Source organism: Streptomyces odontomachi (assembly GCF_024435355.1).
Taxonomy (GTDB): Bacteria; Actinomycetota; Actinomycetes; order Streptomycetales; family Streptomycetaceae; genus Streptomyces; species Streptomyces odontomachi.
Map to the genome: position 1 here is coordinate 342,241 of NZ_JAMJWG010000003.1, position 13,080 is coordinate 355,320.

General features: G+C 71.2%; 13 protein-coding genes and 2 tRNA genes. 7 read left to right on the plus strand and 8 right to left on the minus strand.

Going from position 1 to position 13,080, the window contains the following annotated elements; genetic code table 11:
• Positions 1 to 122: 122 nt before the first annotated feature.
• From NQO67_RS09450 to NQO67_RS09465, 4 genes are all read right to left on the minus strand, one after another.
• A complete protein-coding gene (locus NQO67_RS09450) occupies positions 123 to 1,955 on the minus strand; it encodes a sensor histidine kinase (RefSeq protein WP_374118938.1) in 1,833 nt (610 codons plus the stop codon).
• A 217-nt stretch (positions 1,956 to 2,172) separates the two neighbouring features.
• Entirely contained in the window at positions 2,173 to 2,916 is a 744-nt protein-coding gene (locus NQO67_RS09455) for a response regulator transcription factor (RefSeq protein ID WP_255949328.1), read from the minus strand.
• Between the two features lie 196 nt (positions 2,917 to 3,112).
• Positions 3,113 to 3,388, minus strand: a complete 276-nt coding sequence (locus NQO67_RS09460) for a hypothetical protein (RefSeq protein WP_255949329.1) — start codon at positions 3,386 to 3,388, stop codon at positions 3,113 to 3,115.
• Between the two features lie 101 nt (positions 3,389 to 3,489).
• Positions 3,490 to 3,807, minus strand: a complete 318-nt coding sequence (locus NQO67_RS09465; RefSeq protein ID WP_255949331.1) for a hypothetical protein — start codon at positions 3,805 to 3,807, stop codon at positions 3,490 to 3,492.
• A 308-nt stretch (positions 3,808 to 4,115) separates the two neighbouring features.
• Here NQO67_RS09465 and NQO67_RS09470 point away from each other — a divergent pair, with 308 nt between their 5' ends.
• Positions 4,116 to 4,544: a protein-tyrosine phosphatase family protein gene (locus tag NQO67_RS09470; RefSeq protein ID WP_255949333.1), complete on the plus strand. Its 429-nt coding sequence runs from the start codon at positions 4,116 to 4,118 to the stop codon at positions 4,542 to 4,544.
• 182 nt (positions 4,545 to 4,726) lie between these two features.
• On the opposite strand, the gene NQO67_RS09475 is transcribed toward NQO67_RS09470, so the two are convergent.
• A complete protein-coding gene (locus NQO67_RS09475; RefSeq protein WP_255949335.1) occupies positions 4,727 to 5,215 on the minus strand; it encodes a hypothetical protein in 489 nt (162 codons plus the stop codon).
• Positions 5,216 to 5,528: 313 nt separating this feature from the next.
• Between NQO67_RS09475 and NQO67_RS09480 the strand changes: the two genes are divergently transcribed.
• The 3 genes from NQO67_RS09480 to NQO67_RS09490 all read left to right on the plus strand — a co-directional run bounded on the left by NQO67_RS09480 (position 5,529) and on the right by NQO67_RS09490 (position 8,491).
• Complete coding sequence (locus tag NQO67_RS09480; RefSeq protein WP_255949337.1) at positions 5,529 to 6,734, plus strand: hypothetical protein; 1,206 nt, start codon at positions 5,529 to 5,531, stop codon at positions 6,732 to 6,734.
• 156 nt (positions 6,735 to 6,890) lie between these two features.
• A complete protein-coding gene (locus NQO67_RS09485) occupies positions 6,891 to 7,772 on the plus strand; it encodes an alpha/beta fold hydrolase (RefSeq protein ID WP_255949338.1) in 882 nt (293 codons plus the stop codon).
• Between the two features lie 77 nt (positions 7,773 to 7,849).
• A complete protein-coding gene (locus tag NQO67_RS09490) occupies positions 7,850 to 8,491 on the plus strand; it encodes a DUF998 domain-containing protein (RefSeq protein ID WP_255949340.1) in 642 nt (213 codons plus the stop codon).
• A gap of 24 nt (positions 8,492 to 8,515) precedes the next feature.
• Here the strand turns inward: NQO67_RS09490 and NQO67_RS09495 are convergent, their stop codons facing one another.
• The gene (locus NQO67_RS09495) at positions 8,516 to 10,270 is read right to left on the minus strand and encodes a serine/threonine-protein kinase (RefSeq protein ID WP_255949342.1); all 1,755 of its coding nucleotides are present in this window, start codon (positions 10,268 to 10,270) and stop codon (positions 8,516 to 8,518) included.
• Positions 10,271 to 10,544: 274 nt separating this feature from the next.
• Between NQO67_RS09495 and NQO67_RS09500 the strand changes: the two genes are divergently transcribed.
• The 3 genes from NQO67_RS09500 to NQO67_RS09510 are packed head-to-tail and all read left to right on the plus strand — an operon-like array spanning position 10,545 to position 12,167.
• Positions 10,545 to 10,967: a DUF6313 family protein gene (locus NQO67_RS09500; protein ID WP_255949344.1), complete on the plus strand. Its 423-nt coding sequence runs from the start codon at positions 10,545 to 10,547 to the stop codon at positions 10,965 to 10,967.
• Positions 10,964 to 11,272: a hypothetical protein gene (locus tag NQO67_RS09505; RefSeq protein WP_255949346.1), complete on the plus strand. Its 309-nt coding sequence runs from the start codon at positions 10,964 to 10,966 to the stop codon at positions 11,270 to 11,272. The genes NQO67_RS09500 and NQO67_RS09505 overlap by 4 nt, the downstream gene beginning before the upstream one ends.
• 22 nt (positions 11,273 to 11,294) lie before the next feature.
• Positions 11,295 to 12,167: a pentapeptide repeat-containing protein gene (locus NQO67_RS09510; RefSeq protein ID WP_255949348.1), complete on the plus strand. Its 873-nt coding sequence runs from the start codon at positions 11,295 to 11,297 to the stop codon at positions 12,165 to 12,167.
• Positions 12,168 to 12,344: 177 nt separating this feature from the next.
• Here the strand turns inward: NQO67_RS09510 and NQO67_RS09515 are convergent.
• Positions 12,345 to 12,417: transfer RNA gene (locus NQO67_RS09515), tRNA-Arg, on the minus strand.
• 442 nt (positions 12,418 to 12,859) lie between these two features.
• Positions 12,860 to 12,953 (minus strand) — tRNA-Ser (locus NQO67_RS09520).
• Positions 12,954 to 13,080 lie beyond the last annotated feature (127 nt).

Here is a 13,080-nt window from a genome sequence, read left to right on the forward strand (position 1 = left end):
GGGTGTACATACCGGCGACGATCGCGAAGTGCTCTATCAGGGGGGTGTGGTGAGGCTGTGCGCGAACTATGAGTTCGGCGCCGGGGGAGTTCGAACGGCGCCGGGGCACCCCTACGACCGGCTCAGGACGTCCCGGAGACCGGCTCGGCCACCAGCTCGGTGACGGGCTCCGCAGGCAGCCGCACGGTGAAGACGGTGCGCCCCGGCTCGCTCTGCACGGTCACGTCGCCGCCGTGCGCCACGGTCACCGCGTACACGATGGCCAGCCCGAGACCGGTGGACCCGGCAGAACCGGAACCAGTACCAAGGCCGGCATCAACACCCGTACCGGCACCGGGGCCAGCATCAACATCAGCTCCAGGGCCGACATCAGCACCGGAACCGGAACCGGCGCCTGCACCGTTTCGTCGCGCTCGGGAAGCGTCCCCGCGGGCGAACCGCTCGAAGACGTACGGCAGTAGGTCAGGCGGGATCCCTGGCCCGTCGTCCAGCACATCGAGCCGTATCCACGCGCCGTCCCGCCGTACCCGAGCCGTCACGGTGCTGCCGGCCGGGGTGTGCGTACGGGCGTTGCCGAGGAGGTTGACGAGGACCTGGTGGAGGCGGGACGGATCGCCCCGCACCAGCATCGGGTCGTCGGGCAGCGCGAGGCGCCAGGTGTGGCCGGGTCCGGCCGCGCGTGCGTCGCTCAGGGCGTCCACGACGATCGGCGAGAGGTCGACTGCCTGCTGCTCGAGCGGACGCCCCGCGTCGAGCCGGGCGAGCAGCAGCAGGTCCTCCACCAGGCCCGACATCCGGTGCGCCTCGGACTCGATGCGCCCGAGGGCGTGCCGGGTGTCGGGTCCGGTCGGCTCGTGGCCGCGCCGGGTCAGCTCGGCGTAGCCCCGGATGGAGGCCAGCGGGGTACGCAGCTCATGACTGGCGTCGGCGACGAACTGCCGCACCCGCGTCTCGCTGCGCTGCCGTGCGTCCAGCGCCTCGTGTACGTGGTCGAGCATGCGGTTGAACGCGGCGCCGACCTGCCCGACCTCGGTGGCCGGGTCGGCCTCGGCGTCGGGCACGCGCTCGTAGAGGGTGACCTCGCCACGGTGCAGCGGCAGTTCGGTGACACGGGTGGCGGTCGCGGAGAGCAGCCGCAGCGGGCGCAGCGCGACGCCGACGATGGCGGCGCCGGCCAGCGAGGCCGCGAGCAGGCCGGCGCCGGTGACGCTCACCTCCACCGCGACCAGGGTGTTCAACGTGTTGGTGACGCTCTCGGTCGGCAGCCCGACCAGGTACGAGCCGCGTTCGCCCTGTACCGCCTTGACTCGGTAACCGCCGAGGCCGGGGAGGTCGACGGTGTGCGGCCGCCCGTCGCGCGCGGTGTCGCCGAGCGCCGAGCGCTGTGCGGAGGTGAGCGCCACGGCCTTCGCCTGGCCGGCGGTGCTCGCGCTGCTCTGCTCCTCGCTGACGACGGCGCGTGTGATGCGGCCCGAGTCGTCGAGGGTGGCACCTATCGTGCCCAGCTCCTGCGGGCCCTTGCTGACGAAGTCCAGCGGGCCCGATCCCGGGAACATCGAGGGCGCGCTGGGCGGCCTGGGTGCCCTGGCGGGCGGTCCGCCGCCGGTTTCGGAGCCGTCCCGTACGCCGTGGTTCGGCGGCCCCGTCGCGCGTATTCCGAGGTCACCGAGGGAGTCGTCCAGCTGCTCGTAGAGGTGCGAGCGGAGCGCGATGGTGGTCACGGTGCCGATCACCGTGCAGACGACCGCGATCAGGGTGACCGCGGCGACGACGAGCCGGGCGCGCAGGGAACGGCGGCGGGGGTGCCACACGACGAACCTCCGGGGGCGGGGCCGCCGGGCCCGCAGGCTCCGGGCACGCGCCAGGGCGTGCGTGAAGCGGGTACGCGTCCGGGAGTCGTTCCCCCCGGGCGCGTACCCGCTCTGCGGTCGCGGTCGCCGCCCCACATTCGGCATCCGCTCCGCACCGCGCAGCCGTCCCACAATCGGCTGCCTCCCGGGCAGCCGTCCCACATTCGGCTGCCCGTCCGTCACCTCCGCCCACCTCCGGAGAGGGGTACGGAGGAAGTTGCTGCCCGTGCACCGCTCGGACCTGTCCGGCCGGCGTGGCCGGCTTGGTCGCCGTGGCCGGCTTGGTCGGTCAGGTGCGCTCGGTCATCCCACGTCGTCCCCGTCATGCGGCGACGGCAGGCTTGATCAGGTATCCGGCGCCACGCCGGGTGTGGATCATGGGCTCACGTCCGGCGTCGATCTTCCGCCGCAGATAGGAGATGTAGAGCTCGACGACGTTGGCCTGCCCGCCGAAGTCGTAGGACCACACCCGGTCCAGGATCTGGGCCTTGCTGAGCACCCGGCGCGGATTGCGCATCAGGAAGCGCAGCAGCTCGAACTCGGTGGCGGTGAGGTGGATGTTGGTGCCGCCACGGCTGACCTCGTGGCTGTCCTCGTCCAGCATCAGGTCCCCGACGACGAGCGTGGAGTCGCTGCGCCGGTCGGCGGCGCCCGCGCGACGGATCAGGCCCCGCAGCCGGGCGACGACCTCCTCCAGGCTGAACGGCTTCGTCACATAGTCGTCGCCCCCGGCGGTGAGACCGGCGATCCGGTCCTCGACGGCGTCCTTGGCCGTCAGGAAGAGCACCGGGACGTCGGGCAGCTCACGGCGCAGCCGGCCGAGCACGGCCAGGCCGTCCATGTCCGGCAGCATCATGTCGAGCACGACGGCGTCCGGCCGGAAGGACCGGGCGGTCTGCACCGCGCCCGAACCGTCCCCCGCGCTGCGGATCTGCCAGCCCTCGTAACGCAAGGCCAGGGCCAGCAGCTCGGTGATGGACGCCTCGTCGTCCACGACTAGCACCCGGACGGGCCTCCCGTCCGGCCTGAGCAGTTCGGTTCGCCTCTGGGGCGTGGTCGTGGCCATGGATACGACGGTCCGCCGCTGCTCTGAGAGGGCTCTTGTCTCAGTCTGTGAATTCCCTGAGAAAACGACGACGGCGCCCGGGGACCCGCCCCGGGCGCCGCGAACACTCAACGCGTCCGTTCCATCACACAACGGGACTCCACCCGCGTAGACCTCGGGCAGACCCGCACGGGTCGTCGCAGTGCGTGCACGCCGGTCAGCAGAACCATCCGTCCTGCACCCAGCCGTGGCGGTTGATGTCGCCATAGGCGAAGCCGTACACCCAGCCGCCCTGCACCTGCTCGACGAGGAAGGTCTGCGGCTTGTAGAGCGTGCCCATCCAAGCCCCTCCGGGGTCGGTGCGCACGTACAGGTCCTGCGCGCAGACGGTCTCCCGGACGCCCACGTGGCCGTTCGCCGCCTGCGCCGGCGCAGCGGTCGCACCGACCGCGAGCACGGTCAGGCAGGCCAGACCCAGGGCCCCGGAGAGCACCTTGGAACGGGAACGGGAACGGGATTCAGAACGGGCTTCAGAACGGGATTCTGAACGGGACCGGGATCTGCGACGGTTGGCCGTCGCCTCAGGACGCAGTCTCACCATGATCCGTAACCTCCCAGGCACTCCTGGCGGACGTAGCCCCAGTCGCTCTTGCCGAAGTCGAAGGTGGCCGCCCAGCCGTTGTAGACCGGGTGGACGCCGCGCGTGTGGCCGACCTTGTCCCCGTAGTAGAGGACGCGGATGAGGCCGGACGGCCCGGTGGAGCTGTTGTAGTTCGCGTAGAAGCTCGCGTCCTGGCAGACGATGATCGCGTGCTCCGGCGGTACGTCCTGGGTGGACGCCTGCGCCGGTGCCGCGAAGGCCAGGGGAGCGGCGACGGCGGCAGCCGCCACCAACCGTGCAAGTCCAGACATTCTTCTCCTAGGGAGGGGAGACGTGAAAACGTGCAGGACCGTGCAGATGCGGCGTGCCTGATCTGGTGGGTTCGGCTTTCGGCGTTTCGGCGCCTCAGCGTTTCGGTGCTTCAGCGCTTCGATGTTTCAGCGTTTCAGCGTTGCGATGCATCAGCGTTTCGGCGCTTCGGCGCTTCAGCACACGCCGCGTAATGGCATGTACACATCTACCGCCCGGCGCCCCCTCCGAAACCCCCTGCACACTGCACCCATTCCGTCGCTGACCTGCACCCTCGCCACGCTGATGAGGTGCTCGATAGGCTCACGGCATGATCAGTACCTGGGAACCGGACGACCCCGGGGTGCTGCGGCTGCCGTCCGGCCGACTGCTCCGGGGGCGAGCGCTGCGCAAGCCCCGACCGGTGGGTGCCGACCCCGCCTTCGGCGTGTACCTGCTGGGCCGTGAGCCGTCCCCCGTCTCCTGGGAGACCCGCTGGGTGCGCTGGCCCGACTTCCGGCTGCCGTCCGATCGTGCCGGCGCCGCCGACGCGTTCCGCGAGGCCTGGCGGCGTGCCGCGACCGAGCGCGTGGAGGTCGCCTGCGGTGGCGGTCAGGGCCGCACCGGCACCGCGCTGGCCTGCCTCGCCGTCCTGGACGGCGTCCCCGCGGACGAGGCCGTCGGCTATGTGCGTGAGCACTATTCCCGGCGGGCGGTCGAGACGCCCTGGCAGCGTCGTTACGTCGCCCGCTTCGCGTAGCACGACGAGGGTTCGCGTTACATCGCACGACCGCAGCAGCGGTCAGGGTCGTATCCGCGGCCGGCACCCGCAACCGCAATCCCAACCGCAGCCCCAGCCACAGCCGCAGCCACAGCCACAGCCACAGCCACAGCCACAGCCACAGCCACAGCCACAGCCACAAGCGCAACCACAACCGGTGCCTAAAACTCGACCCGCGACTCCCGAGCCTCCGCGTCCCCCGCGCTCCCCTCCCGCAGCACCGCATGCGCGGGCCGGAAGGGCAGCCCCCGCAGGGTCGGCTCCATCACCGCGAAGAGGGCCTGGGCGTCGGGCCCGTAGGCGAAGATCGCGACCTGGCCGCCGCCGAACTCGTCCCCGTCCACCTCTCCCACCCCCGCCGTCGCGACCTCCGCCGCCATGGCACGCTCCGCCTCGAAGACCAGTCGACGCTCGGCGGCCTCGCCGAAGCCCTCGCCGCTCAGCCGGAAGTGGGCGATGACCGCCTGCTCCGGTGCCGTCCCCTCGTCGAGGCTGAAGACCATGCCGGGCTGCGACGCGCCCGGCTGCGGCGTGCCCGGCTCCTGGCCGCCCTGCCGGCCGTCCTGCCGGCCGTCCTGCCGATTGCCTTCCTGGCTGCCCGGCGGCATACCGGCTGTGGTCTCCACATACGTGTCTCTGTGCGCGTTCATGGACACCACCGTCTCATCAGCGTCTGACACGAAGGCGGTCGCCTTCTTCACCATCGAGCGGAACGCCGAAGTGGGCGCGTTGCAGGGCGGTCACGCGACCGCACCAGCCACGCACCACCCGGCGGCGCCGCGGAACCGCCCCGTCACGCCAGCCGTCGTCTACCTACTGGAGCCGGGCACCGGAGCCGGCTGTTGCGACGAAAGACGCCGCCGGCCGGGCGCCGCCCGACAGCCACCACGACCTGCACCACCGAAGCCATCCGGCCGGAACACCGCCGCGCCGGGCCGTCACCACCCAGGGGGAGATCGCATCGTGGCACCTCATGCCGATGCCGCCGTACGGATCGACGGAGACAGCCTGCTGCTGCCCGGCGGCGTGCGCGTCCGTTTCATGCGGACCCTGCGCCTGCCGGAGAAGGGCACGCACGCGCTGCCCCCAGGGCTCGGCGAGTTCCCGGTGCGTCGGGTCGAGGACTTCGCGCACACCGTTCCCGACGAGTGGCGCGCACGCGGTGGGGTGATGCTGCCGGTGTATCTGCGCGAGGCGATGTGGCTGAGCTTCACGGCGACGGAACCGGCGGCGCTCCAGGTCGGCGTGGGCAAGGTGTGCGCGGTGTCGGGCAGGCCGTGGAGCGACCGGCTCGGCCAGCACCCGCAGAACTACGTGGTGCTGCCGCGCCAGCCGTGGCTCGACGGCATCAACTCAGGCACCGGCACGGTCCGGCAGTTCGTCGCCGTACCGCTCGGCATGGGCGCCACGGTGGAGGGCCAGGTCACCGGCGAGGAGACGTGGGGCGGGGTGCAGCTCCAGACGTTCGAGCCGACCGCTCAGGCACTCGCGGAGTGGCGGGCGGAACAGCGGCGGGCCACTCCTCCGCCCGCGCCCCACCCGGCGCCCTTCCCGGCCCCCGGCGCGCCCCCCGGCGGGCTGTACGGAGCACCGGCGTACGCGGCGCCACAGCCGTTCGGGGGAGCGTACGGCGCACCCATGCCGGGTGGCGCACCCGCGCAGGGGGGCGCACCCATGCCGGGCGGTGCCCCCATGCCGGGCAGCCAGGGCGGGCAGCCGCTTCCTCCGCCGATGCCCGCTCCGGCGGCGCCCGGGGCCGCCCCGCGCGCCGGCAGCGCGCCTCGCGCGACCGCGATGGGGCTGGGCGTGGGAGGCAGCATGCGCCAGGAGGTGTACCGCGACGAGCGTCCCCTGTCGGACTGGGCGGACAATCCCTCCGGCCGCGTCTTCGTACACCTCGTGACGCCGCCGGAGTGGCGCCGCATCACGGGCGAGGCACCGCCGCCGTCGCCGGTCGACCGTGCCGCGTACACCGCGGCCGGCCTGCCGTGGTTCGACTATTACGACACCGACGCCGAGGATCTGTCACCCACCGGCACGCTCGACGGGGTACGCCCGGTGGGTGACTGGATCGGCGACGACCACGAGCCCTGGCAGCAGCCGTCCCCCCACCAGGTGAAGCCGCTCGGCGACGCACCGGGCAGGCCGGTGTCCGACGGGGAGTGGTGACCGACACCGCCCGCCCGCCCCACGTCGCCCACCGGTGAGCGAGCCGGCTCCGCCCGCCATCCGGTGAACGGGTCGGCGTCGCCCGCTCACCCGCGAACGGGCCGGCATCGCCCGCCCGTCGTGTGCCCGGTCAGCCGATCGTGGCAGGCTCCGCGTATGCCGATCGTCGACGTGTCGCCCGGAGTGTCCATCGCCTACGACACCTTCGGTGACCGCCGTGCCGCCCCGGTGCTGCTCGTGATGGGGTTCGGCGCTCAGCTGATCGCCTGGCACGAGGACTTCTGCCGTGCGCTGGCAGACCGTGGCCGATACGTCATCCGGTACGACAATCGTGACTGCGGGCTGTCCACGAAGTTCCACGATCATCCCGTCGACACGGGCCGCCTCATCGCGGCCGTCAGCTCGGGAGACATTCCGACCGCCCTCGCGATGGTGCCGTACCGGCTTCAGGACATGGCCGACGACGGCTTGGGACTGCTCACCGCACTCGGTGTCGAACGGGCTCACGTGGTCGGAACCTCGATGGGCGGAATGATCGCCCAGACGATGGCCATCTCCCAACCGTCCCGGGTGCTGACCCTGACCTCGATGATGTCCTCGACCGGCGAAGGCGAATACGGCCAGCCGAGCCCCGAAGCCCGTGCGGTGCTGTTCGGCCCGAAGCCGGCGGACCGCGAGGGGTACATCGCAGCGGCGGACCGGGAACTGGTCTGGGCCTCCAAGCGCTACGGCGACGCCGCGGTGCTGCGCGAGCTGGCTGCTCGCAGCTACGACCGCGGCCACTACCCCGCCGGGGTCGGACGCCAGCTCGGAGCCATGGTCCTCAGTGGCTCGCGCGCGGAGGCGCTCCGGGAACTGCGGGTGCCGACCCTGGTGATGCATGGCCTAGACGACACCCTGATCGACCCCAGCGGTGGCCGCCGCACCGCGGAACTGGTGCCCGGAGCCACCCTCCTGCTGATCCCTGACATGGGCCACGATCGCCCGCGTGAACTCTGGCCCGAGATCATCGATGCCGTGGCGACCCATACGAGCTGAACCAGCCCACCGTCTCGCACCCCACCCATCGTCAACTGACGTTGACATACCCGACCTCGTCAACTTACGTTGACACCATGGGTAACCACGCACTGCTCGCCTGCGGGATCGCCGCCGGCCCCCTCTTCACCATGGCGTATCTACTCGAAGGCACCGGCCGGCGTGGCTACCGACCGTTCCGCCATCCGGTCAGTTCACTCGCCCTCGGCCCCGCAGGATGGGCCCAGACCGTCAACTTCCTCTTCACAGGGCTGCTGACGCTGGCCTTCGCCGTGGGCCTCTGGCGTGCGGGGCCTTCCCACTGGGGTGCAGGGCCTTCCCGCTGGGGTGCGCTGCTGATCGGCGTATGGGCGATCGGTCTCCTGGGCGCGGGTGTCTGCCGAACGGATCCCGTGAGCGGTTATCCGCCCGGCACCCCTGACCAGCTCCAGCGCCCCACCCGGCCAGGGGCTCTGCACGACCTGTGCTCCCTCATCGGATTCCTCGCCCTCACCGCGGCCTGTTTCGTATGCGCCCTGGCCGACTCGCCCGCCTGGTCCGCCTGGTCCGCCTACTCGATCGCCAGCGGCGTGACCTTCGCGGCGACGATGGCGCTGGCAACCGTCGCGTTCAGCCAGCAGCAACGCTGGGTCGACCACGGCGGGCTGATCCAGCGCATCTCCCTCACCATCGGCTGGACCTGGCAGACGCTGCTCGCCGTGCACGTCCTGCGCATCTGACGTGCGCACCCGTTCCGTACGGGGTCAGTACGCGTCCTTCGGGAAGGCGTCACGCCAGATGTCGATGTCGATGTCCACGGGGTACTCGGCGGGTTGGGTCGTCGGGTCCGGACCCTTGTACGTGACCAGGACGACGTCCCCGGCGGTGGTGGTCACACAGAACTGTGAGCCGATGCGCCCGTCACCCGTGAAGGTGGACGTGAACTGGGTGGCCTTCAGGCAGGTGTCAAGGGATCCCTTCTGCGCCGCGCGGAGCGGGAAGATCTTGGCCCGGTACGCCTCGAAGACACAGCCTCCCCCCACCCACTTGCAGTTCCATTCCATGTCCGAGGTGGACCCGTCGATCGTCGCCGTCGGCTTGATGGGGTCGTCCTTGAACTGCACGAAGTCCTGACGGCCGGACAGGTGTATGCCCCTGTACGTGAACTTCTTCGGGTGGGGGTTGGGCCGACGGGGGCCGGAGCCGTCGTCAGCACCCCTCCCCGAGGAGCTACCGGCCCTGCTCTCAGCCGTACTGTCATGGCCGCTCGAGCCGACGACCCCCAACCCGACGACCACGGCCAGCACCCCGAGACAGGCCAAGACGGCGATGCGCGCCCGCCGTCTCCGAGGGCGCGGCGACGGCCTGCCCATCGGCCGCGTCGGATCGGCGACGTCGGGATGCCCGGCCGTCGACGTAGGAAAGGCGCGGTCGGAGGCAGAGGTGGCGCCGGGGGCGGATGCGGGGTCGGGGGCGGGTACGGGGTCGGGGGCGGATGCGGCGACGGCGGCGGTGTGGTCGCGCCGGGCTGCTCGGGAGCCCCGGTCGGCGGCGCCCCGGCCGCGCCCGCGGACGGCGGTCTCCGGGCCGGGCACCGCCTCGTGCCGGCTGACGTCGGTGGCGACCGCCTCGGGGAGCCAGTTCTCGGAACGGGCCAGCCTGCCGCCCTCGGACGCCGCCCGGCACAGTTCGATGACCTCGGCGAGTGCGGGCCGCTCGTCCGGATCCTTGGCCAGGCAGCGCTCCGCCAGCGGCAGCAGCACCTCGGGCACGCCGGTCAGGTCCGGCTCCTCATGCACGATGCGGTACAGCACGCCATGGGTCTGGCCGGCACCGAAGGCGGGCGTGCCCTTGGCGGCGAACACGACGATCTGGCCGAGCGAGAAGACATCGATCGCCGGCCCGAGTCTCTTGCCGGTCGCCTGCTCGGGCGACATGAACGCGGGGGTGCCGACGAAGACCCCGGTGTTCGTGAGCGCCGTGGAGTCGGCGGCCTGCGCGATGCCGAAGTCGATCACCCGGGGGCCGTCCGTGGCCAGCAGCACGTTGGACGGCTTGAGGTCCCGGTGCACGATCCCCGCCTCGTGCACCGCCTGGAGCGCCTCGGCCACCCCCGCCGCGAGGAGCAGCACGGTCGACAGGGGCAGGGGACCGTGCCGTGCCACCGCCGCGGCGAGCGTCGGGCCCGGCACGTAGGCCGTGGCGAGCCAGGCCGGGGTGCCGTCGGTGTCGCTGTCGATGACAGCCGCGGTGTACAGCCCCTGCACCCGTTGTGCGGCCGCTACCTCCTGCCGGAAACGGTGCCGGAAGTCCGGGTCGTCCGCGAGTTCGGGACGGATCGCCTTGAGGGCGACGGGCCGTCCGGCCGGCGTGTGGGACAGGTAGACCTTCCCCATGCCCCCGGCACCGAGCCGTGCCACCAGCGGGTACGCGCCCAACTGCTCCGGATCGTCCGCACCGAGCTCCGGAAAGACCGACGCCTGGACACCCGTCCGCTCCCGCCCTCCGACCACGCCCATCGCTCCCCCGTCGTCAAGTGCAGTGCCCTGCCGTGCGCGTGAGGGTAACGGCCGAACAGTTGCACGCGTGGCTCGTTCAGGTCACGGACCCGCACGGCGGTCCCAGGCGTACGCGAAGACAACCACGTCTCTACCGATCGCCTACCGCAGCGGAGAAATCCCTTGCCGTCAGACAGCCGTCCCTCTCCTCAGGCCGTGAACACGGGTCGTCCCGCCCCTGCCAAGGCCGACATTCACCCCCATGGGGGACGGCTCGACCTCTACCCTGAACGGCGTGTCCACACCACCATGGCCGTCGCCTGGCGGGCCGCCGCCACCAAGTCGACGGCAGCGGCTGCGGGCACGTTGGGCCGACCGGCACGCCCTGCCCCGATTCGGCTTCTGGCTGATCAGCCGCGGCGCCGTCGTGCTGGGGACATGTGTGGCGTTGTACGGGCTGAACGGGTTCCTGATCGGTTGGGCGAACGCCTACGACGTGGTCACCGGCATCACCTCGCCCGCTGCCGTCCACCCGCAGTGGTGCGCGTGGCCGTTGTCCCTGACCGGCTGGGCCGCCATCCCCGCCATCATCGGAGCCGCGGCCGGCTACGTCATCACCGAGCAGATCCAGGCCCACCACGCACGCGAACTGAGTGACGTCCTCGACGAGCTGCGCCGCCTCGCCGAACCGCCCGCCTCTTCCGGGGACGGCCCGTGATCACGCTGCACGATGTGTACGAGGAGGGCAACGACACGGTCAGGGCGGCGGTCCTGGCCTTCGGCACCCGCCACCCCGTCGGCTCCGACGGCCCGGATGTCGAACCGGACTGGAAGCAGGCAGAGAAGCACTTCACCCGCATCATCGAAACGATCATGGGGTCGGCCGCACCGCCTCCGCATGGCAGCACGGACGGACCCGTGCGCCGGGCCGAGAACGCGGCCATCGGATTCCTGCTGGCCACCCACACCCGGCCCGGCTACCGCTGCCCCATCTGCGTCAAGCGACAGTGGCCGCAGCCATGAGCCACCGACCTACCCTGGAGATGTGGTGACGGACGCCGAGCGCGAACAACACGCAGCCGCACTCCGCGGGCTGCTCTACCTCGCCTGCCCCGACGCCCCCGCCACCGCCATCGCTGACACCGCGGAAGCCATCGCGCGCCACACGAGTGAAGCGCCCCGCGCCCCAGTCCCCCAAGCCGCGCACCTCAACCACCCGAAGCCTTCGTCCGGCCTTGATCCGCTGGACCTGACCGGCGCGGACCTGGGCGACGCGGACCTGACCGACACGGACCTACGCCGCGCACAGCTGGGTGACGCGTACCTGCGCTTCGTGGACCTGACCGGCGCACGCCTGACCGGCGCGGACCTGAGTGGCGCGAAGCTGACCGGCGCACGCCTGACCGGCGCGAAGTTGAACGGCGCGAAACTGACCAACGCAGACCTGCGCCGCGCGGACCTACGCGACGCGGACCTGCACTTCGTGGACCTGACCAGCGCGAAGCTGACCGACGCCGACCTGACCGACGCGAAGCTGATCGGCGCGTACCTGCTTTTCGTGGACCTGACCGGCGCAATGCTGTCCGGCGCCGACCTGACCGACGCAGACCTGCGCCGCGCGGACCTGCGCGATGCGGACCTGACCGACGCGGACCTGCATTCCGCGGACCTGACCGGCGCAAAGCTGTCCGACGCCAACCTGACCGACGCCAACCTGACCGACGCGGACCTACGCCGCGCCGACCTCAAAACTGCTTCGGGCGTGGCCCTGCCGATGGGGGCGAAGTGGGATGCGCACACCCATTGGCCTGCCTACCTGGTACCACTCGTCGCCGAAGAGTCCGACGAAGTACTGCCGGGCGTCTACCGCGTACGCGGCGAGCCGGCCCCGGATCGAACGCCCACCGTGCCGGTGTAGAACGCCGACCCGGGCGGCTCGGGGAGCGCGCCCTACGGACCGGGCGGCCCGGGCGGCCCGGGAGACAGCTCTACGACGAGCAGCGCGCCGAAGCCCCTACGATCTTGGAAACGCTCAGCCACACACGCCGACGCCAGAGGCCCCTCGGGATGATCCCAAGGAGCCTCTGACCTGCTGCGCACTCGGCAGGATTCGAACCTGCAACCTTCTGATCCGTAGTCAGATGCTCTATCCGTTAAGCTACGAGTGCCTGTCTTCTGTTGTGCTCTTGCCTCTCAGGCCGCCGCCTTTCAGCCCCGGCCGTCCTTGCTGGAACAACATTACATGACCTGCGCCGCCAGGTGAAATCCGTTTGGCCCAGCCTGCCTGACCTGCGGAAACGTGCTCCAGCCCAGCTTGGCGATCTGTCGCACCCAGGGCCGGTCCGGCGCGGCGGTGCGGGGTGTCGAGGTGGTCCGCTCGGCGCACCCCACCGGCGGCGCGCCCACCAGCTCCGCGAGCGCCGGCGACTCCACCAGCCGCTCCCAGCGACTACCGGCAAAGCCGGCAAAGCCGGGGACGCCAGAGAAGACGCCTCGAAGACCGCCGATGTCGCCCCCCGAACCCCACCGAAGCCCCAGGACCGAAGCTCGAAGCCCGAAACCCAAAACCCGAAGCCCCGGCCAGACAAGGCCGAGGCTTCGGGATTGTGGTGGCGGAGGCGGAGGGATTTGAACCCTCGATGGGCTTTAAGGCCCAAACCGCATTAGCAGTGCGGCGCCATAGACCGGACTAGGCGACGCCTCCAATTGCATCCGCGCGTGCGCGGTGGTGCGAGCAGATGATGACACAGCCGAGTGGGGTGTCACCAATCGAGCCCCACGGTACTAGGCAGGATGGGCGCAGGGCAAAGCTCTTTCGGCGTGTGACGTCC

Coding starts and splice junctions, on each gene's coding strand:
- NQO67_RS09475 (WP_255949335.1), bottom strand. CDS start 5,215: ATGAACGCGCACAGAGACACGTATGTGGAGACCACAGCCGGTATGCCG.
- NQO67_RS09470 (WP_255949333.1), top strand. CDS start 4,116: ATGATCAGTACCTGGGAACCGGACGACCCCGGGGTGCTGCGGCTGCCG.
- NQO67_RS09485 (WP_255949338.1), top strand. CDS start 6,891: ATGCCGATCGTCGACGTGTCGCCCGGAGTGTCCATCGCCTACGACACC.
- NQO67_RS09450 (WP_374118938.1), bottom strand. CDS start 1,955: ATGCCGAATGTGGGGCGGCGACCGCGACCGCAGAGCGGGTACGCGCCC.
- NQO67_RS09490 (WP_255949340.1), top strand. CDS start 7,850: ATGGGTAACCACGCACTGCTCGCCTGCGGGATCGCCGCCGGCCCCCTC.
- NQO67_RS09455 (WP_255949328.1), bottom strand. CDS start 2,916: ATGGCCACGACCACGCCCCAGAGGCGAACCGAACTGCTCAGGCCGGAC.
- NQO67_RS09495 (WP_255949342.1), bottom strand. CDS start 10,270: ATGGGCGTGGTCGGAGGGCGGGAGCGGACGGGTGTCCAGGCGTCGGTC.
- NQO67_RS09465 (WP_255949331.1), bottom strand. CDS start 3,807: ATGTCTGGACTTGCACGGTTGGTGGCGGCTGCCGCCGTCGCCGCTCCC.